Annotated in this window: 17 protein-coding genes and 1 pseudogene; 6 read left to right on the plus strand and 12 right to left on the minus strand. The window is 72.8% G+C overall.

Annotated features, from left to right (window positions below; all coding sequences use genetic code 11):
* Positions 1-69: 69 nt before the first annotated feature.
* Genes ENC19_RS28590 through ENC19_RS28630 form a run of 9 tightly spaced genes read right to left on the minus strand, consistent with a single transcriptional unit; the run spans position 70 to position 8,140 of the window.
* The gene (locus ENC19_RS28590) at positions 70-426 is read right to left on the minus strand and encodes an antibiotic biosynthesis monooxygenase family protein (RefSeq protein WP_164450152.1); all 357 of its coding nucleotides are present in this window, start codon (positions 424-426) and stop codon (positions 70-72) included.
* The gene (locus tag ENC19_RS28595; protein WP_164450153.1) at positions 426-1,715 is read right to left on the minus strand and encodes a beta-ketoacyl synthase N-terminal-like domain-containing protein; all 1,290 of its coding nucleotides are present in this window, start codon (positions 1,713-1,715) and stop codon (positions 426-428) included. The genes ENC19_RS28590 and ENC19_RS28595 overlap by 1 nt, the downstream gene beginning before the upstream one ends.
* Positions 1,712-2,986 carry a beta-ketoacyl-[acyl-carrier-protein] synthase family protein gene (locus tag ENC19_RS28600; protein ID WP_164450154.1) on the minus strand — a complete coding sequence of 425 codons (1,275 nt, stop codon included), beginning with the start codon at positions 2,984-2,986 and terminating at the stop codon, positions 1,712-1,714. The genes ENC19_RS28595 and ENC19_RS28600 overlap by 4 nt, the downstream gene beginning before the upstream one ends.
* Positions 2,983-3,381, minus strand: coding sequence for a cupin domain-containing protein (locus ENC19_RS28605; RefSeq protein WP_164450155.1), 399 nt, complete (start codon positions 3,379-3,381; stop codon positions 2,983-2,985). Before ENC19_RS28605 ends, ENC19_RS28600 begins: the two co-directional genes overlap by 4 nt.
* Entirely contained in the window at positions 3,374-4,150 is a 777-nt protein-coding gene (locus ENC19_RS28610; protein ID WP_164450156.1) for an SRPBCC family protein, read from the minus strand. The genes ENC19_RS28605 and ENC19_RS28610 overlap by 8 nt, the downstream gene beginning before the upstream one ends.
* Complete coding sequence (locus ENC19_RS28615; protein ID WP_164450157.1) at positions 4,147-5,526, minus strand: acetyl-CoA carboxylase biotin carboxylase subunit; 1,380 nt, start codon at positions 5,524-5,526, stop codon at positions 4,147-4,149. The genes ENC19_RS28610 and ENC19_RS28615 overlap by 4 nt, the downstream gene beginning before the upstream one ends.
* A gap of 12 nt (positions 5,527-5,538) precedes the next feature.
* Positions 5,539-6,126 carry an acetyl-CoA carboxylase biotin carboxyl carrier protein gene (gene accB, locus ENC19_RS28620; RefSeq protein WP_164450158.1) on the minus strand — a complete coding sequence of 196 codons (588 nt, stop codon included), beginning with the start codon at positions 6,124-6,126 and terminating at the stop codon, positions 5,539-5,541.
* On the minus strand, positions 6,123-7,817 hold the full coding sequence (locus tag ENC19_RS28625) for an acetyl-CoA carboxylase carboxyltransferase subunit alpha (protein ID WP_164450159.1): 1,695 nt from the start codon (positions 7,815-7,817) through the stop codon (positions 6,123-6,125). Before ENC19_RS28625 ends, accB begins: the two co-directional genes overlap by 4 nt.
* Positions 7,814-8,140 carry a TcmI family type II polyketide cyclase gene (locus ENC19_RS28630; protein WP_164450160.1) on the minus strand — a complete coding sequence of 109 codons (327 nt, stop codon included), beginning with the start codon at positions 8,138-8,140 and terminating at the stop codon, positions 7,814-7,816. The genes ENC19_RS28625 and ENC19_RS28630 overlap by 4 nt, the downstream gene beginning before the upstream one ends.
* A 398-nt stretch (positions 8,141-8,538) precedes the next feature.
* Here ENC19_RS28630 and ENC19_RS28635 point away from each other — a divergent pair, with 398 nt between their 5' ends.
* The 6 genes from ENC19_RS28635 to ENC19_RS28660 all read left to right on the plus strand — a co-directional run bounded on the left by ENC19_RS28635 (position 8,539) and on the right by ENC19_RS28660 (position 13,909).
* On the plus strand, positions 8,539-9,381 hold the full coding sequence (locus ENC19_RS28635) for an AfsR/SARP family transcriptional regulator (RefSeq protein WP_164450161.1): 843 nt from the start codon (positions 8,539-8,541) through the stop codon (positions 9,379-9,381).
* A gap of 90 nt (positions 9,382-9,471) precedes the next feature.
* On the plus strand, positions 9,472-9,819 hold the full coding sequence (locus ENC19_RS28640) for a TcmI family type II polyketide cyclase (RefSeq protein ID WP_164450162.1): 348 nt from the start codon (positions 9,472-9,474) through the stop codon (positions 9,817-9,819).
* A 14-nt stretch (positions 9,820-9,833) separates the two neighbouring features.
* Entirely contained in the window at positions 9,834-11,183 is a 1,350-nt protein-coding gene (locus tag ENC19_RS28645; protein WP_164450163.1) for an FAD-dependent oxidoreductase, read from the plus strand.
* An 879-nt stretch (positions 11,184-12,062) separates the two neighbouring features.
* A complete protein-coding gene (locus ENC19_RS28650) occupies positions 12,063-12,311 on the plus strand; it encodes a hypothetical protein (protein WP_235945197.1) in 249 nt (82 codons plus the stop codon).
* Between the two features lie 100 nt (positions 12,312-12,411).
* Positions 12,412-13,617 (plus strand): low temperature requirement protein A, encoded by a 1,206-nt coding sequence (locus ENC19_RS28655; RefSeq protein WP_164450164.1) that lies wholly within the window; start codon positions 12,412-12,414, stop codon positions 13,615-13,617.
* 85 nt (positions 13,618-13,702) lie between these two features.
* Entirely contained in the window at positions 13,703-13,909 is a 207-nt protein-coding gene (locus tag ENC19_RS28660) for a hypothetical protein (protein WP_164450165.1), read from the plus strand.
* A gap of 84 nt (positions 13,910-13,993) precedes the next feature.
* Here the strand turns inward: ENC19_RS28660 and ENC19_RS28665 are convergent.
* The 3 genes and pseudogenes from ENC19_RS28665 to ENC19_RS28675 form a co-directional block, all read right to left on the minus strand.
* Positions 13,994-15,564, minus strand: a pseudogene (locus ENC19_RS28665) (hypothetical protein).
* A 193-nt stretch (positions 15,565-15,757) separates the two neighbouring features.
* Positions 15,758-17,848, minus strand: a complete 2,091-nt coding sequence (locus ENC19_RS28670) for an amino acid transporter (protein WP_164450166.1) — start codon at positions 17,846-17,848, stop codon at positions 15,758-15,760.
* A 58-nt stretch (positions 17,849-17,906) separates the two neighbouring features.
* On the minus strand, positions 17,907-18,302 hold the full coding sequence (locus tag ENC19_RS28675; protein ID WP_164450167.1) for a hypothetical protein: 396 nt from the start codon (positions 18,300-18,302) through the stop codon (positions 17,907-17,909).
* Positions 18,303-18,381 lie beyond the last annotated feature (79 nt).

The raw sequence follows: 18,381 nt of genomic DNA on the forward strand, positions 1-18,381 counted from the left end.
GGCCAGCGAGGATGATCGAGTCCGTGTGTCAGCCTTGAGTGAGCGGATCACCACCGAGCGTTCATCTGCTCATCGGGGTGTTCCGGCCGGTACGGGCGTCTGCGCGTGGATGTGGAAGCGCAGGGAGCGAGCATCGGTGAAGCACTCCCGCATCGGTCGGACCAGGTCGCGGTGTTCCGGGCTGCGCTCCCACGCCTCGAAGTCGGCCAGGCTGTTCCACTCGCTGGTGATGAGCCACTGCTCCGGGTCGGTCGACGAACGGCAGACCTGGTCGACCAGGTGGCCCGGCACCCCGTCGGCGACCAGGTGCCGGACCGCCTCGTAGGCACGGAGGAAGTCCGCAGTGCGCTCGTCGGGCACCCGGACCAGGAACACCACCCGTGCGCGGTGCTCGCCAGCCCGCTGCTCGCCCTCCCGTGCGTCCATCACCACTCCTCTCCGGCCGGCGGCGCACCGCGCACCACCAGCGCACTGTTGAACCCGTCGAAACCCCGGGCGCAGATCAACGCCACCCGGGTACGCGGGCGGCGGGCGGCCCGCAGGAAATCCAGTTCGCACCCGTCGGCCACGACCTGCGGCCCGGCCGAGGCGGGCAGCGTGTCGTGCGCGAAGGCGAGCAGGGCGGTGGCCACGTCAAGGGCCGAGCCACCCTGATGCGCCCGCCCGGTCAACTCCTTGTGGGTACTGACCGGCGGCAGGCGGGAGCCGAAGACGGCCCGCAGGGCGCTGGCCTCGGCCCGGTCGTAGCGCGGTACCCCGAGCGCGTCGGGAACGACCACGTCCACCTCGTCCGGCTCGACACCGGCCCGGCCCAGCGCAAGCCGCATCGCGCGGGCGTACTGGTGCGGATCACCGGCACTGTCCGCGGTGGTGTGCGCCGCGTCGTGGGTGGCACCCCAGCCGGTCACCTCGCCGTAGCTGCGCGCACCCCGGGCACGGGCGTGCTCCAGCTCCTCCACCACGAAAACCGCACCCCCCTCGGCGGGAAGGTAGCCGCTGGCGGTGGCGTCGAACGGCCGGTAGGCGCGCTCCGGATCGGCCACCTCGCTGAGCAGGCCGGAGCGCAGCTGACAGGCCAGCGCGTACGGGCTCAGCGGACACTCGGTCGCCCCGGCGAGCACCACCGAGGCACCGCGCCGCACGGTCCGCACCGCGTGCGCCAGGCTGTCCAGGCCACCCGCCGACTCCGCCACCAGCACCCCGCACGGCCCCTTCGCCTGGTGCCGGATGGAGAGCTGGCCGACGCTGGCCGCGTAGAACCAGGCGATCGACTGGTACGCGCCGACCGTGCGCGACGGTGACGACCAGAGACGTTGCAGCTCCCGCTGGCCGAACAGGTTGCCGCCGGAGGCGCTGGCCAGGGTCACCGCCCAGCCGTACGGGTCGGTGGCCCGCTCCGGCAGGCCGGCGTCGGCCAGCGCCAGCGCGGTGGCGGCGAAGCCGAGGTGCGTCCACCGGTCGGTCTGCACCAGGGCGCGGTTGTCGGCGTACCGGCCCGGGTCGAAGTCCGCGACCTCGCCGCCGAGGCGGGTCGGGTAGCCGGTGGCGTCGAACAGGCTGATCGGTCCGGTCCGGCGGCGGCCGGACAGGACCGTCCGCCAGTGCGCGTCCGCGCCGACGCCGCTGGGTGCCACCACCCCGACGCCGGTGACCACGGCCCGCCCGCCGGTCCCGCCGTCACCGGCGGGGGCCGTCCGGACCCGACTCGCGCTCACCGCGTCACGTCCCGGGCCGACCTGCGGAACAGCATGGCCGACTGGAACCCGCCGAAGCCGCTGCCCACCGAGAGCGCCACGTCCACCGGCACCTCCCGGGCCTCGTTGGGCACGTAGTCCAGGTCGCACTCCGGGTCCCGGGTGGCCCAGTTGGCGGTCGGCGGCACCACGCCGAACTCGATGGCCAGCGCGCACGCGGCCATCTCGATGGCGCCGATGGCTCCCAGCGAGTGCCCGACCATCGACTTGATCGAGCTGATCGGCACCCGGTGGGCCGCCGACCCGAGCGACCGTTTGAAGGCGGCCGTCTCGTGCCGGTCGTTCTGCCGGGTCCCGGAGCCGTGCGCGCTGATGTAGGAGACGTCCCCGGGCGCCAGTCGGGCCTGCCGCAGTGCGTCGGTGATGGCCAGCCCCATCTCCAGGCCGTCGGGGCGCAGCCCGGTCATGTGGTACCCGTTGCTGCGGCTGGCGTAGCCGGCCACCTCGCAGTAGACGTGCGCGCCCCGTCGCGCGGCGTGTCCGGCCTCCTCCAGCACCAGCACCGCCGCCCCCTCGGCCAGCACGAAGCCGTGCCGGTCGGCGTCGAAGGGGCGGGAGGCGTGCGCCGGGTCGTCGTTGTCCGGGCTGGTGGCCTTGATGGCGTCGAACGAGGCGACGGTGACCGGCGAGATCGGCGAGTCGGCGGCACCGGCGAGCACGACGTCGGCCTCGCCGTCGACGACCAACTGGTGGGCGTAGCCGATGGCGTCGATGCCGGAGGTGCAGCCGGTGGAGATGACCTGGGCCGGCCCGTGCAGGCCGTGGCGGCAGGCCACGTCCGCGGCCAGGCTGCTGGGCATCAGCGCCGGGTAGAGGTACGGGCCGCCGAGAGCCGCGTCGACCAGCCAACGCCGGCCGCTGTCGCTCACCGTCACGTACTCCTGTTCCAGTGCCATGGTGCCGCCGACGGCGGTGCCCAGGACCACACCGGTGCGGTCGCGTTCGGCGTCGGTGAGTTCCAGCCCGCTGTCGGCGACCGCCTCGGCGGCGCAGGCCAGCGCGAACTGCACGTACCGGTCGGCGCGCTGCCGCTGGGCGGGGGTCAACCCGGCGGCGTCCGGGTCGAAGTCGCACTCGGCGGCGATCTGCGACCGGAACGGCGACGGGTCGAAGAAGGTGATCCGCCGGGTGGCCGTACGCCCCTCGGTGATGCTCTTCCAGAACCGGTCCCGGGTCACCCCGCCGGGGGCCACCACCCCGACGCCGGTGACCACGGTGCGCCGGGTGGTCACGACCGGTCCCGCTGCTCGACAAGCTCGGTGTCGACGTGGCCGAGTTCCGGGCGCGGCGCCAGCGGCCCGAGGTGGAAGACGACCTCGGCGGGCACGTGCCCGGTGTTGCGCAGCCGGTGCCGGACGTTGCGGGCCACGAACAGCGCCTCGCCGGCCGCCAGCGGCACCGGTTCGTCGTCCAGGTCGACGGTGATGGCGCCCCGGGCGACGTAGAGGAACTCCTCGCTGTACGGGTGGTAGTGCTCGGCGATCCGCTCGCCCGGTGCCATGGTGGCCACACCCATGAAACCCGAGGTGCTGCCGACGGTACGCGGACCGAGCAGGACCCGCAGCTCGCCGCCGCGTCGGCGGTCGGCGGGGACGTCCCGGGCGGCCACCAGGGCGAGGTCACTCATCGTCGGCTCCTGTCGCGCTAGCACCGGTCGCCACGGCCGTCGGGGTGACGCTCGCCGGCGGCGTGGTCGTCCGGTCCCGGGCGAGCCGCTCGACGCGTTCCCTGATGACGGCCAGCTGCACGGCGCTGTTGGTGTTGATCCGTTCGGTCATCCCGGCGTTGTCCACCGGTGCGCTCGGCCTCATCGCGAAGTCCTGCACCCAGGTCATCCGGACACCGTCGGGTTCCTCGGTGTAGGTCCAGCGGATCCGCATGTACTCGAACGGCCCGGTCTCCACCCGGTGGGCGCGCACCTGTCGGGTGGCCGGGTCCGCGGTGCGTTCGCTGACCCAGCTCCAGGCGACACCGTTCTCGTCGGGATGCATGGTGAGTCGGAACCGGACCGTGTCGCCGTCCCGGTCGAGGATCTCGGCCCGCGCGTACTCGGTGAACAGGTCCGGCCAGCCGGCCACGTCGTTCGTCACCGACCAGACCAGGTCCAGCGGAGCGGCGATGACGATGCTGTTCTCGGTGTGCCCGGGCGGATCGGCCCGCCGGGCGACCAGGTCGGCCACGCCCGGAATGCTCAACTGTGCGGCCTGCTCCGGGATGCTGACCTGCCAGCGGTCGGCGACCACGGCCGAGAGTTCGAGCAGGGCGAGCGAGTCCATGCCCAGCTCCTCCAGGGAGGCGGCCGGCGCGCGGGCGGCGGCCTCCGGATCAAGTCCGCAGTTGGTGACCAGGATGTCGGTTATCTCCGCGGTCAGCGAGTCGTCATCGGTGACGGTCATCGTTCCCTCCTCGGGTGTGTGGGTTTCGGTGCGGCGATCAGGCGGTCCACCAGCCCGGTGGAGTGCCGCCCCTTGCGGAACTCGGCGTCGTCGAGCACCCGCCGCACGAACGGGATGGTGGTCCGCATCCCCGGTCCGGAGATCTCGAACTCGCCGAGCGCCCGGTCCAGCCGGCTCAACGCCAGGTCACGGTCCGGGGCCCAGACGACGACCTTCGCCAGCAGCGAGTCGTAGTGCGGTCCCACCAGGTAACCGGCGTGGCCGTGGGTGTCGACCCGGGTGAACGGGCCGCCGGGCGGCACGAAGCGGTCCAGCCGGCCGGGGGTGGGGGCGAAGTTCCGGTCCGGATCCTCCACGTTGACCCGGCACTCGATGCCCACCCCGGTGAACCGGACGTCCTCCTGACGCCAGCGCAGCGGGGTGCCCGCCGCGACGTGGAACTGCTCGTGCACCAGGTCGATCCCCGTGATCATCTCGGTGACCGGGTGTTCCACCTGGATGCGACAGTTGATCTCCAGAAAGTGGAACCGTTCGTCGGCGTCGACCAGGAACTCCACCGTCCCGGCACCGGTGAACCCGACGTCGAGTGCGCCACGCAGGGCGGTGCCGGCGATGGCGTCCAACGTCGCCGGGGACAGCGCCGGGGCGGGCGCCTCCTCGACCAGCTTCTGATGGCGGCGCTGCACCGAGCAGTCCCGGGTGCCCAGGTGCACACCGTTGCCGTGCGAGTCGCAGAGCAGTTGGACCTCGACGTGCCGGGCGTCGACCAGGTAGCGCTCGACGTACACCCGGTCGTCGCCGAAGGCGGCCTGGGCGGCGGCCCGGGTGCGCGCGTACGCCCGGGGCAGGTCCGCCGGGGTCCGGACCACCGTCATTCCCCGGCCCCCTCCCCCGGCCGCGGCCTTGATGATGACCGGGTAGCCCACCTCGGCGGCGACGGCGGCGGCCTCGGCGGCCGTCGGTACCGGCTGCACCGCGCCCGGCGCCAACGGCAGCCCGGCCCGGCTCATCAACGCCCGGGCGGAGGACTTGTCGGCAAGCACGGACATCACGCGCGGCGGCGGGCCGACGAAGGTCAGCCCGTTGTCCGCGCAGATCTCCGCGAAATCGGCGTCCTCGGAGAGGAACCCGTAGCCCGGGTGCACCGCCTGGGCACCGACCTTACGGGCCGCCTCCACCACCGCGGCGGCGTTGAGATAACTGCGCCGGCTGGCCGAGGGGCCGATCCGGACGGCCTCGTCGGCCAGCCGCACCGCCACCGAGTCGGCGTCCGCGGTGGAGTAGACCACGGCGGTACGGATGCCGAGTTCCCGGCACGCACGCAGGATGCGTAGCGCGATCTCGCCCCGGTTGGCGATCAGCACCTTGGAGAACATCGCGCACCACCCTCAGGCCGGATCCAGGGCGACAAGTGGCTGGTCGTACTCCACCGGCTGTCCGTCGGCGACCAGGATCTCGACGACCCGGCCGGACCGGTCCGCGGCGATCTCGTTCATCAGTTTCATCGCCTCGACGATCCCGACCACCTGCCCGGGTCGGACCAGGTCGCCGACGGCCACGAAGGGTGCCGCACCCGGCTGCGGCGACCGGTAGAAGGTGCCGACCATCGGCGACCGGACGCTGGCGCGGGTCGCGGGACTCGCCGCCGGTGGGGCCGGGGACGGTTCGACGGGCGGCCGGGGTGCGGGAGCGGCGGGACCAGAACCCGTGGGGCCGGACGGCACACCGGGTTCCGGGCCGACCGGCCGAGCCCACTCCACCTCCAGCTCGGCCTCGCCGAGACGCAGTCGCAGCCGGCGCACCGGGTCGGCCAGTTCGGCGATGAACTGCCGGGCGTGTCGGCGCAGGTCGGCCAGGGCGGCGTCGGCCGTCGGACGCCGGTCGGGTTCCTGACCGGCGACGCCGTCGGTCCGCTGCCCGGTCCCGTCGCCGTTCGGCGCGGTCGCCGCAGCGGGGACCGTGGGCGCGGCGCTCATCGGATGCCCGCTCGGGCACGTGCGGCACCGAAGCGGCGGAAGCGTCGTCGCCGTCGTTGGACGAGGGTCACCGCGGGCACCTCCAGCAGCGGCAGCAGGTTCGCCAGCAGCGCCTGGCGGACGGCCCGCGCGGTCGCGTCGGGGTCGTCGGCGGCCGAGCCGTCCGGCTCGGGTACGACCTCGTCGACGACCCCGAGGCGGCACAGATCCGGTGCGGTCAGTCGCAGGGCCCGGGCGGCCTGCGGAGCGGCGGTGCGACCGGGCCAGAGGATCGCGGCGCAGCCCTCGGGGCTGATCACCGAGTAGACCGCGTGCTGGAGCATCAACACCCGGTCGGCCACCGCCAGGGCCAGGGCACCGCCGCTGCCGCCCTCCCCGGTCACCACGGTCACCACCGGTGTGGGCAGCACGCTCATGGTCAGGATGTTCTCCGCGATCGCCGCCGCCTGGCCGTGCTCCTCCGCCTCGACGCCCGGATCGGCCCCCGGGGTGTCGACCAGGGTCACCACGGGCAGCCCGAGTCGGGCCGCGAGTCGCATCAGCCGCAACGCCTTGCGATGGCCCGCCGGGGTGGCCATGCCGAAGTTGCGGGCGGCCAGCTCGGCGGTGCTGTGTCCCTTCTGGTGGCCGATCACCATCAGGTGCCGGCCGTCGAGCCGCGCCAACCCCCCGACCACCGCCGGGCAGTCGCCGCCGAGCCGGTCGCCGTGCAACTCGGTGAAGCCGTCGAAGGTGGTCTCCAGATAGTCCAGAGTGGTGGGCCGGCCGGGGTGCCGAGCCAGGCGTACCGTCTCCCAGGCGTCGCGCACCGGTGTCCGGGATAGCTCGACCGGGCGGGCCGTCTCGGGCGGCGGGGCGTCCGCGCCGGACCGCTTCGTGGCCCGGCGGCCGGTGCCCGTCGCGGCGAGCAATGTCGCCAGTCGGGCACGCAGGGCGTGCCGGGGCACCACCATGTCGACCTGGCCGTGCCGCAGCAGGAACTCGGCGGTCTGGAACCCCTCCGGCAGGTTGCGTCCGGTGACCTGCCGGATCACCCGGGGGCCGGCGAAGCCCATCCGGGCGCCGCTCTCGGCGAGTACCAGGTCGGCGCTGGTGGCGAAGGAGGCGGCCACCCCGCCGTAGGTGGGGTCGGTCAGCACGCTGACGGTGAGCAGCCCGACCTCGCGCAGCTCGGCCATCGCCTGGCTGACCGTGGCCATCTGCATCAGCGACAGCGCACCCTCCTGCATCCGGGCACCGCCGGAGGCGGTGACCAGGACCAGCGGGACGCCCGCCGCCAGCGCCTGCTCGGCGGTACGGGTGATCAGCTCGCCGACGGCGCTGCCCAGGCTGCCGCCGAGAAACCGGAAGTCCATCACCGCGAGCGCACAACGCGACCCGCCGATCGCGGCGGTGCCGCAGAGCACCGCCTCCGGCAGGCCGGTGTCGGCGCGGGCGGCGGCGAGCCGGTGCGGGTACGGCAGCACGTCGACGAACCCGATCGGATCCACCGCGACCGCGCGCTCCGGCAGGGTCCGGAACGATCCGGGATCGACCAGCTGGTCGATCCGCTCGGGTGCGGCGAGTCGGGCGTGCAGGCCGCACTCCGGGCAGACGTCGAGGTTGCGGCGCAGCCGCTTACGGTAGAGCAGGGCGGCGCAGCCGCCGCACCGGGACCACAGGGTCTCGCCCGAGGGCGCGGTGGCGGTCATGGCCGGCGTCCGTCGAAGCGGTAGAAGCAGCGCGCCATCGCGTCCCGGGGTGACCGCCAGTCCGGTCGGTACGGTGAGATGTACGAACTCAGCCGGCTGCTGACCCGGACGAACTCGGGGTGTTCCCGAACCGCCTCCACGGCGCCGTCGCCGGCCGACTCGGTCTCGATCAGGTGCACGTACAGGTCGTGCAGGCGGTACAGCGAGCGATGCCGGACCCCCACCAGGCGAGGCAGTTCGGTCGTGTCGGACTCGGCGAAGATCTCGGCGACCGCCGCCTCGGCGGTCGGGACCACCTTCGCGACGATGAGCGTTCGGTCCATGCTGGTCCTCCCACAGGGGCCGGTCGGACGCCATCGGGTGGACCCGGACGGCTGCCGCCACGATGCGGAGCACCGCGTCACCCGGGCGTCACCGGCCCCCCGGGCAACACCGCAGGCCGGTGACGCTCAGTTGACGCAAGCTGTGATTCAGCTGAGCAGCCACGGGCACCATGATCGAGACGATTGGCCAGTTCAGAGGCGGTTTCACAGAACCCGGCAAGTTGCATTACCGACAACATCGTTGACCCAGAGTAACGATGATTGATAATCTTCGCGGCGGTCGGACCCGGCACCGCACCCCGCGTGCGACGGCCCGACGAGTCGACAGTGGCGGCACGGCGGCCACGCCGGGACCTGGCCGAGACCCGCAACCGACGCGTTCCGCAGGGGGTGCCGCCGTGGCCGCCGTTCCGCCCACGCCCACCACCGGCCAGCCCCACGACGCGGAGATCCGGCTGCACCTGCTCGGCGGCTTCCGGCTGACCCACGGGGACACTCCCGTGGTGGTGCCCCGCGGCCTGCAACGGATCATCGCGCTGATCGGGCTGCGTCCCGGTGCCACCCGTACCCACCTCGCCGGTCTGCTCTGGCCGGAGGTCACCGAGGAGCGGGCGCTGTCCTCACTGCGGACCGCACTGTGGCGACTGCGTCAGGATCCCTACTGTCCCCTGACCACCGCCGCCGACACCGTCCGCCTCGACCCGCTGGTCCGGGTCGATGTCGACCTGCTCATCGACACGGCCGGCCGGGTTCGCGACGGCCACCCCCCGGACGACGCCGCCGAGGCCCTCGCCGCCGGCCGGCACGACCTGCTGCCCGGCTGGTACGACGACTGGGTGCTGGCCGACCGGGAAAGGCTGCGCCAGCTCCGACTGCACATGTTGGAACAGGTTTCCGGCCAGCACCTGGCCGCCGGCCGGCACGGTGAGGCGCTGGAGGCGGCGCTGGAGGCGATGGCCGCCGAGCCGCTGCGCGAGACGCCGCACCGGCTGGTCGTCCGCATCCACCTCGCCGAGGGCAACGCCTTCGAGGCGGTACACGCCTACTACGTCTACCGGGACCTGCTGCTGCGGGAACTGCGACTGGAGCCGTCGCCGGCCATGAGCGCACTGCTCGCGGAGACCCTCGACCCCATTCGCCAGGCCAGCCGTCCGACCGGCGGACCCCGGCGGCACGTGGTCACCCGCGCCGCTTCGCCGAGCCCGACGGCGTCGCGTCACCGCACCGATCCCGGACGTTGACGGGTAGGTGACTGCGCGGGCGACAGGGTGGGTCCACAGCGGCCCGTACCCGGTGTCCGGCCGGGCCGACCCACCGGTGAGAGGGATCCGATGAGCCGTCTAGTGATCGTCAGCAGAATCATCCCGGGCGCGGAAGGTCGCGTGGCACAGATCTTCGCCGAGTCCGACGAGACCGAACTGCCGAGCCTGACCGGGGTACGCCACCGGTCCCTGTACTGCCTGCACGACCTGTGCGTACACCTGATGGAGACCGACGACGTCGGCGCGGACGCCCTCGCGGCGGCCCGTAACCATCCGTTGTTCCAGCAGGTCAACGAGCGGCTGTCCGCGCACACCTCGCCGTACCTGCCCACCTGGCGCTCGCCGCGCGACGCGATCGCCAACTGCTTCTACCGCTGGGACGGCGCGGAGGTTCCGGCACCGCGCGTGGCCGGCTGAGCGGGCAGCGAGGCATGACGACCCGAGCACCGCGCGTCCTGGTCATCGGTGCCGGCACCGGAGGCCTCTGCCTGGCGCACGGGCTGCGCCGAGCCGGGATCGACGTCGAGGTCTACGAGCGACACCGGGCCAGGGGCGAGGGGCTGCTCGGCTACCGGGTGGGCATCGGTCCCACCGGCAGTCGGGCCCTGCGTGACTGCCTGCCGCCGGAGCTGTTCGAGATCTACCTGGCCACCTGTGCCCGCTCGCCGCGCTACTTCAACGTGCTCAGTGAGAAGATGCGCCACACCGCGTCCTTCCCGCTGCGGCCGGACACCCACCCGGTCGACACGGAGCGCTCCGTGGCCCGGATGACGCTGCGCCAGGTGCTGCTGACCGGCCTCGAGGACGTGGTGCACTTCGACCGCACCTTCACCCGGTACGAGCAGCACGACGACGGCACGGTCACCGCCCACTTCGCCGACGGCGGCACCGCCACCGGTGACCTGCTCGTGGCGGCGGACGGTACACACTCGGCGGTCCGTCGTCAGTACCTCCCGCACGCCGTCATCCGGGACGCCGGCACGGTCAACATCGCCACCCGGGTGCCGCTGACCGCACACACCCGGTCCCTGCTGCCGGAGAGCGTGCAACGGGGCATCTCGCTCATCTTCGGCACCGGCGGGGTGATGGGCGTACTGCACGTGATGGAGTTCAAGTGGGACCGCGACGGCCGCCTCAAACCGGAGACCAGTTCGGCGGACGCGAAACTGCTCAGCGACTGGCCGGGGCTGCGGCACGACCCGACCCGCGACAACATCAACCTGGTGGTGTGGAGCACCGCCCGCCGGTTCCCGCCGGACGTGATGCGACGGCGGGGCACGGAGCTGATCCAGGTGGCGCTGGAGCTGACCGCCAACTGGCACCCGCACCTGCGAGAACTGCTCAGCCTGGCGGACCCGGACAGTGCCCTGCCGATCCGGGTGTCCACCTCGGAGCCGGTGCCGCCCTGGCGAAGCAGCACGGTCACCCTTCTCGGCGACGCGATCCACACCATGACGCCGGGTCGGGGCGTGGGCGCCAACACCGCGCTGCGCGACGCGAACCTGCTGCGGCGGCAGCTGATCCTCGCCGCCGCCGGTGAAAAGACCCTGGTGCAGGCGGTCGCCGACTACGAGGCGGCGATGGTGCCGTACGGCTTCGCCCGGGTCGCCGACTCGTTGGGGCGCAGCGGCACCAACGGTGACGACCGCATGTACCAGCCGGTGTTCGGACGACTCGCGTTGCTCGGTGCCCGGGGATACTTCCGGGTCACCAGCCGGGTTCCCCGGTTGCGGCGCAAGTTCGTCGACGACTTCTACACCTACCGGGGCGAGCAGGACTGATCCTCGTCGCGACCCCGGCACCCGACCCGGTGCCGGGGTCGCGGCGTGTCCAATCACGTGCGGTGACCGCACCGTCCGTCCCGGACCGGACACCTGCCGTAGCCTCCGCGCGTCCGGTACGGACTGTTACCTGGGCTGCCTGTCGTCCCGGGCGCGCGTGTGCGAAGCTGCGGCGAGTTTTTCTCGCGACGATCCGGACGTGAACCTCAGGGAGGGTTACCGTGGGCGAGTCCTTCGGGAACTGGCTGATACTGCTCGTGGCGCTGTTGGCGGGGCTGGCCGTGGGCTGGCTGTTGCTGCGCGGTCGGCGGGCGGAACCGACCGCGCCGACCGTCGGTACGGCGGACGACGCGACCAGCGAGGCGAGCGATTCCGCCCCGGTCGCCACCGGGACCGAGCGGTCGACCGCCGTGACCGAACCAACGACCGAGCCCGATCCCGCCCCGTCGGCGGACAGCGACACCACCGCCACGGCGGCCGAGCCCACCGAGGCCGACGCGGCCCCGACCGCAACCGAGCCGACCGCCGGCACCCGCGAGACGCCGGTGACCGGTGCGGAGTCCACCGAGGCGTCGCAACCGCTCGCCGACGCCACCACGACCGCCGTCCAGGACGGACCGACGGTGGACGCGACCGCGGAACCCCGACCGGCGGTCGCCACCCCACCGGTCCGGCCGCCGGCCACCACCGAGTCCGCCGCGGCCACTGCGGCCAGCAGCGCGCCGGCCACGGCAGCCGACCCGGTCACCGCAGCCGACCCGATGGCGGCGGCACCGGTCACCGCAGCCGAGCCGGTCACCGCGGCCGGAGCCGGTCACGGCGGAGCCGGTCACCGCCGAGGCCGACGACTTCCGGCGCATCCAGGGCGTCGGGCCGAAGATGGCGGCTGCGCTGCACGGTGCGGGCATCCGGACCTACCGGCAGTTGGCCGACATGGACGAGGCCGCGCTGCGGAGACCGTCAAAGCGCCGGTCTGCGCGCCACCGCCAGCCTGGCCACCTGGCCTCAGCAGGCGAAGGTGCTGGCCACCCAGGCCGACAGCGGGTCCTGACGATTCCGGGCCGCCGGTCGCGGGAACGCCCCTCGCGGGCCCCGCGCCGGCGGCTGCGGGGTACGCCATTCCGGTGACCGGCCCCGACCCGGACGCGCTCCGGCCGGAACCGCCGTTACGGTCGACACGCCGGCCACGCCGGCACGCCGCACTGTCGCCGGCTGCCGGGAGCCATCCGTGCCGTTCGCCCACCTACAGCCCGACGGCCCACGGCGACCTCTTACCCGCAGCGCGTCCACGACCCGCCGGGTTCCCCTCCTGGAACTCTTCTTCGACCTGGTCTACGTCGTCGCGTTGGCGCTGATCTCGCGCGGGCTGGCCGAGGAGATCAACTGGCACCGGGCGGTTCAGGCGCTGATCCTGCTGGCCGCGGTGTGGTGGACCTGGGCGATCACCGCCCTGATCACCGACCTGTACGACCCGGAGCGCACCGAGATCAAGGCCCTGGTCCTCGCGGTGATGTTCGGGGTGCTGCTGATGGCCAGCGCGATCCCCAAGGCGTTCGGCGATCGGGGGCTCACCTTCGCCGGTGCGTACGTCGCCATCCACCTCGGGCGCGGCCTGTTCATCATCCCGGCGGTGCGCAACGACCCGGAGATCCAGCGCCGGGCGGCCCGGGTCTTCTGCTGGTTCACGCTGTCGGCGGTGCCGTGGATCGGCGGCGCCTTCGTCTCGGCGGAACCCCGGATGGCGCTGTGGCTGCTCGCCCTCGGCCTCGACTACCTCGGGCTGCGGCTGTCCTACCCGGTGCCCGGGCTGGGCCGCGTCCCCGCCGCCCTGTTCAGGTTGACCGCCGAGCACCTGGCCGAGCGGTATCAGCAGTTCTACACCATCGCCCTGGGCGACGCGATCCTCGTCATCGGCATGGCCTACACCACGAACCACTCTGAGTTCGAGGACGCCGTGGCGCTGCTGCTGGCCTTCGCCACCACGCTGCTGCTCTGGCGGATCTACGTGCACAAGGCCGGGGAGCTGCTGCCAATCGCCATCAAGATCACGAGGACGCCGATCCGCTTCCTGAACACCTCCCCCTACACCCATCTGGTGATGGTCGCCGGGGTGGTCGCCACGGCGGCCGGCTTCGAGCTGGTGCTGCACACCCACACTCTGCCCGCGCGTACCCCGCCCACCTGGGCGGCGATCATGCTCGGCGGCCCGGCACTGTTCCTGGCCGGCCGGGCCCTCTTCGAACGCGAGGTCTTCAATCGGATGTCGTGGTCGCGTCCCGCCGGCGTGGTGGCGCTGCTGGCCGTGGCACCGGCGGTGCTGTTCCTGCCGGCGCTCAGCGCTTCGCTGGCCGCGCTGCTGGTGCTCGCCGGGGTGGCGCTGGACGACCTTCGCCGCAGCCGCGGTCGTCCGCCCGAGGCGCCCATGCCATCGTAGGGCCCGCCGGTCTCGTTAGCCGCTCGGCGCGTCTGGGTACAAGGCCCACACCCTGCAACCCGATCCCCGAATCTTGGAGGAAGCCATGCGCGGCACGTCGATATTCGGAGTCCTCGTCGTGATCTGGCTCGTCATCGGCGCCATCGCCGCCGGCCAGCGCGGCTACTACAGCGACGAGGAAACCAACTGCGCCGAGGTCGGCACGATCCTGGTGACCATCGCCGCCGGGCCGCTGAACTACGTCGGCGCCAACCCGGAGGTCGACTGCGAGCTGCCCCAGCCCTCTCAGTGAGCCCGGTGACGCACGACCAGGGCCCGTGCCGGCTGCGGACACGGGCCCTGGTCGTCGGCGCGGATCCCGGGCCGGACGTCCGGCTCAACGGAAGCAGTGCGCCACCGGCACCTTGCTGCCCAGGCAGTTGGTCGGGGAGTTCTCGACCACGACGCTGTCGTCATCGATCTTGACCTGGGCCCGCTCGGCCTGGATCCCGCCGGCCTTGACGGTGGACTGGTTGCCGAGCACGTGGCTGCGGTAGAGCGCGGTCGAGCCCGCCGTCACGAACAGCCCCGCACCCTGCGACCGCTTGCCCACCGCGGCGTTGCCCTTGACGTCGCTGCCCCGCACGAGCAGGTTCGACCTCTCGGCATGGATGCCGCCGCCGTTTCCGCGCGTGGTGTTGCCGCTGATCACGCTGTCGTCCAGCGGCAACAGGCCCTGGAAGGTGGAGATGCCGCCGCCCTTGCCGGTGGCGATGTTGTCGCGGATCGTCAGCTGGCGCAGCACCAGCACGGCGTCGGAGTTGGCCAGCCCGCCGCCGGTCTCGGCGCTGTTCTGCGCCACCAGGGTGTCGAAGACCTTGGTACGCGCGGAGAAGCTGGCCATCCCACCGCCCTGACCGGCGTTGTTCTGCACGAAGGTGGAGGAGTAGACGTCGCCGGCGGCCCGGAAATTGGCCAGGCCACCGCCGTAGCTGACCGCGCTGTTGTGCCGGAACTCGGTCCGGTGCATGGTCATGACGCCGCCGTTGAGCAGGCCCCCGCCCTTGCCCTGGGTGCCGGCGGCCCGGTTGCCGATCAGCTTGCTGTCGCTGATCTGGAGGTTGCCGTCGTTGAAGATGGCACCGCCGCCGCCCTCCGCCGACAGCGAGGTGCTGCCGACGACGGTCACCCCTTCGACGACCGCCGTGGCGCCGTGCACGATGTGGATGCTGCCGCCCTCCGCCGCCGAACGGCCGTTGCGCAGGGTGACGTCCCGGAGAGTCAGTTCGCCGCCGTCCCGGACGGTGAAGAAGCGGAAGTCGGGAGCGTGCACGCCCCGTACGATGGTCGCGCCGGAGCCCTCGATGGTGATCCCGTGGTAGATCACGGGCAGTCCCGCCTTGTCGTCGGCGGGATTGCGCGGCGGAGCCTCGGCGTCGCCGGGGTTCTCGGCGGTGTCGGCGGCCTCCCGCGCGTCGCGGATGCCGCCGTCGTACTCGTCGGGCTGCTGGAACGCGTGGGTCAACGTGTACGTGCACTTCTCCGCCAGTCGCAGGGTGGCACCGCCCTCGGCGTTCGCCCGCACCAGCGCCGCGATGAGCCGGGCCGAGTCGCAGGGCACCGGCACCACCGTGCCGTCCGGTGCGCGCCCGTGGTGACCGGTGGACCGGCCGGTCGCACCTGCCGAACTGTCCGGCGTCGCGCCGGCGTCGTGTCGCCATTCGGGTCGCTGCCGGTCCGGCCCCGGCGTTGCGGTGTCTCGTCGACTCCGGGTACGTCATCCTGGTACATCGCCGCGGGCCGGCCCGGGTCCGGTGCCGCCGGGTCACGGTCGGCGGCCGAGGCGGTGACGGCGGTCAGGCCCGCCGCCCCGGCCACCAGGCTGCCCGCCACCAGGCCACCGGCCAGCAACCACCGGGACCGCCGACCGGGTCGGGTGGACCCACGGCTCCCTTGGTACGTGGACATCAGCGCTCCTGCCTCTCGTGCATGCGAAAAACACGGCCGCACCGAATCGGGCGCGGGGTGGCTGACATCGCCTCAGCCCACCAGAGGCCACCGTACGGCGACACATGGAGCAAATCAGGCATAAGTGAATGCGTACCCCATTCGGCTTCATGTCTGGCCGAAGGGGCGGTCACCGGACAGCGGGAGCTGGTGCTCAACCGCCGACGTGGATCCCGGGGCGGCGCGCCGGATCGGGTTCGGACTTGCGCAGGATCTCCCGGACCACCGGCGGGGTGTCCCCCCGACCGAGGATGAGGTAGCGCAGCAGGTGGGCGATCGGGTTCCCCTCCGACCACTCGAAGTGGGCGTGCGGGCGTACGCCGGTGGCGTCCCGCAGCGCCAGCAGGATCGCGGCGATGGCGTTCGGCGCCGCCGGGCTGCTCGCCCGCAGCACCCGGTAACCGCCCACCTCGACGCCGCACACCCGCAGCACGTGACGGAACCCGGAGGGATCCACCACGTCGATCTCCAGGAAGAGCACGTCGGTCGCCCCGGGGACCGGGTTCAGGCCCCGCTGCGCCCGCTCCTTGATGGTGTACTCCTTGATTGCCCCACTGCGCCGCTTGTGGGCGATCAGGTGCAGGCGGCCGTCGTGGGCCACCGAGTCGGCGACGAACCGCCGCGCCGTCTCGTCGAACTCGACCCGCTCCGCCCGCAGTTCGGTGGTGCGGGTCACCCGGGACACCAGCGACACGGCGATGATGCCGAGGATGAACAGCCCGGAGATGGCGATCCCGTCCGGCTTCTCGATCACGTTCTCGACCAGCGCGTACAGCAGCACCAGGGTGAGTACCGTGAACCCGGCGGCGACGCCACGTTGCCGGCGGCCGGCGGCGGCGATGGCCACCGCGACGGCCGCCGAGACCATCATCGCGAGGATCCCGGTGGCGTACGCCCCCGCCTGCGCGTCGACGTCGGCGCGGAACACGACGGTCAGCACGATGCAGACGAGCGTGTAGACGATCACCACCGGACGCACCGCGCGAGCCCACTCCGGGGCCATGCCGTACGAGGGCAGGTAACGCGGCACGATGTTGATCAGCCCGGCCATCGCCGAGGCACCGGCGAACCAGAGGATCAGCACGCTGCTCACGTCGTAGGCGGTACCGAACGCCTCACCGACCTGCTCGTGGGCGAGATAGGCAAGCGCGCGTCCGTTGGCGGCTCCGCCCGGCGCGAACGCCTCGGGCGGGATGAGCACCGCGGTGACGAAGGTGGTGGAGAGCAGGTACACCGACATGATCAACGCGGCGACGGTGAGCAGCCGCCGGGTGTTGCGGATGCGGGCGGCCAGCCGGGCCGGCGCATCCGGCCCCTTCCCCGCCACCAACGGCATCATGCTGACCCCGGTCTCGAAACCGGACAGGCCCAGCACCAGCAGCGGGAAGGCCAGCGCGGCGGTCAGCGCCACCTCACCCGGACCGCCGCCCGTGGTCAGCGCCGCCGTCCAGTCCGCCAGTGGACGGGGATCACCGGCCAGTTCGGCAAGCGACACCCCCACGATCACCGCGTTCAGCCCGAGGAAGGCGGCCACCAGCGGCACGGCCACCGCCACCGCCTCCCGGAAGCCGAGCAGGAACACCGCACCGAGGATGAGCAGCAGGACGACGGTCACCCCGACGGCGACGCCGGTGCCGCCGAACCACTCCGGCAGGTACGGATTTTCCAGCACGTGCACGGTGGCGTCGGCCGAGGACAGGGTGATCGTGACGATCCAGGACGTGGCGACGAACCCGAGCAGCACCAGCACGAATACCTTGCCCCGCCAGAACGGCAGCAGTCGCTCCAGCATCGCCACCGAGCCCTGGCCGTGCGGACTGTCCCCGGCTACCCGGCGGTACATCGGCAACATGCCGAACAGGGTCAGTGCCACGATCAGCAGCGTCGCCACCGGAGACAGCGCGCCGGCGGCCAGGGCGGCGATGCCGGGCAGATAGGACAGGGTGGAGAAGTAATCGACGCCGGTCAGGCACATCACCCGCCACCAGGCGTGTGACCGGGTCTGTCCCTCGGCGGTCTCCGGCCCGACCGGCTGCACCCGGTGGACGAACAACCACCGGCGCAGCCGGCTTTCCGGTGCCGCCGGACCGGTCGGCACGGCCACCCGCTCGGGCACGGTGACCCGCCGCCCCGCCCGTTCCCCCTTGCGCGTGGGATCCCGCGCGGCACGCAACCCCGGCTCCGGCGCGCCGGGCGCCGGGCGGCGGCGTTCCCGGCCTCGTCGCGCTCTCGTCCCGTCCCCCATGCCCCCGCCTCGCCGTTGTCGAACAGACCGGTGGTTCGGTCGGACCGCCGCCGGGGCGTCAGCCGCCGTCGGGTGCGGCCAGCGCCCGGGCCAGGTCGGCGGGGTCGGCCACGGTGACCGTCATCCCGGGATGACGCGGCCATCCGCCGGGAAGCAGGCCGGGCACCGGTCGCACGAACCGGACGCAGACCCCAGCGGCCGTGGTGGTGCCGAAGGTGACGCCGGTGTCGGTGCCGGACAGGTGCGGGCCGATCACCCGCCACCAGCGGTAGGGGCCGCCGCGCTGCACATCCGCGACGTTCTGTCGCTCGGTACGTAGCCGCCAGGGGCCGAACCGGACCAGCAGCTCACCGGAGTCGAGCCGCACCCAGGCGGTGCCGGGCCGGACCCCGATCAGCGCCAGCAGCCAACGGAACCGCGACTCGAAGCGGAACTCGAACACCTGAGCGGTCATCACCGGGCTCCGCGGCCGGCGCGATCTCCGGGCCGAGCGGGGCGCGGTGGGGCGGCGGGGCGCGGTCGCGGTCGGGCGG

It is taken from the genome of Verrucosispora sioxanthis (genome assembly GCF_010560025.1).
Classification (GTDB): Bacteria; Actinomycetota; Actinomycetes; order Mycobacteriales; family Micromonosporaceae; genus Micromonospora; species Micromonospora palythoicola.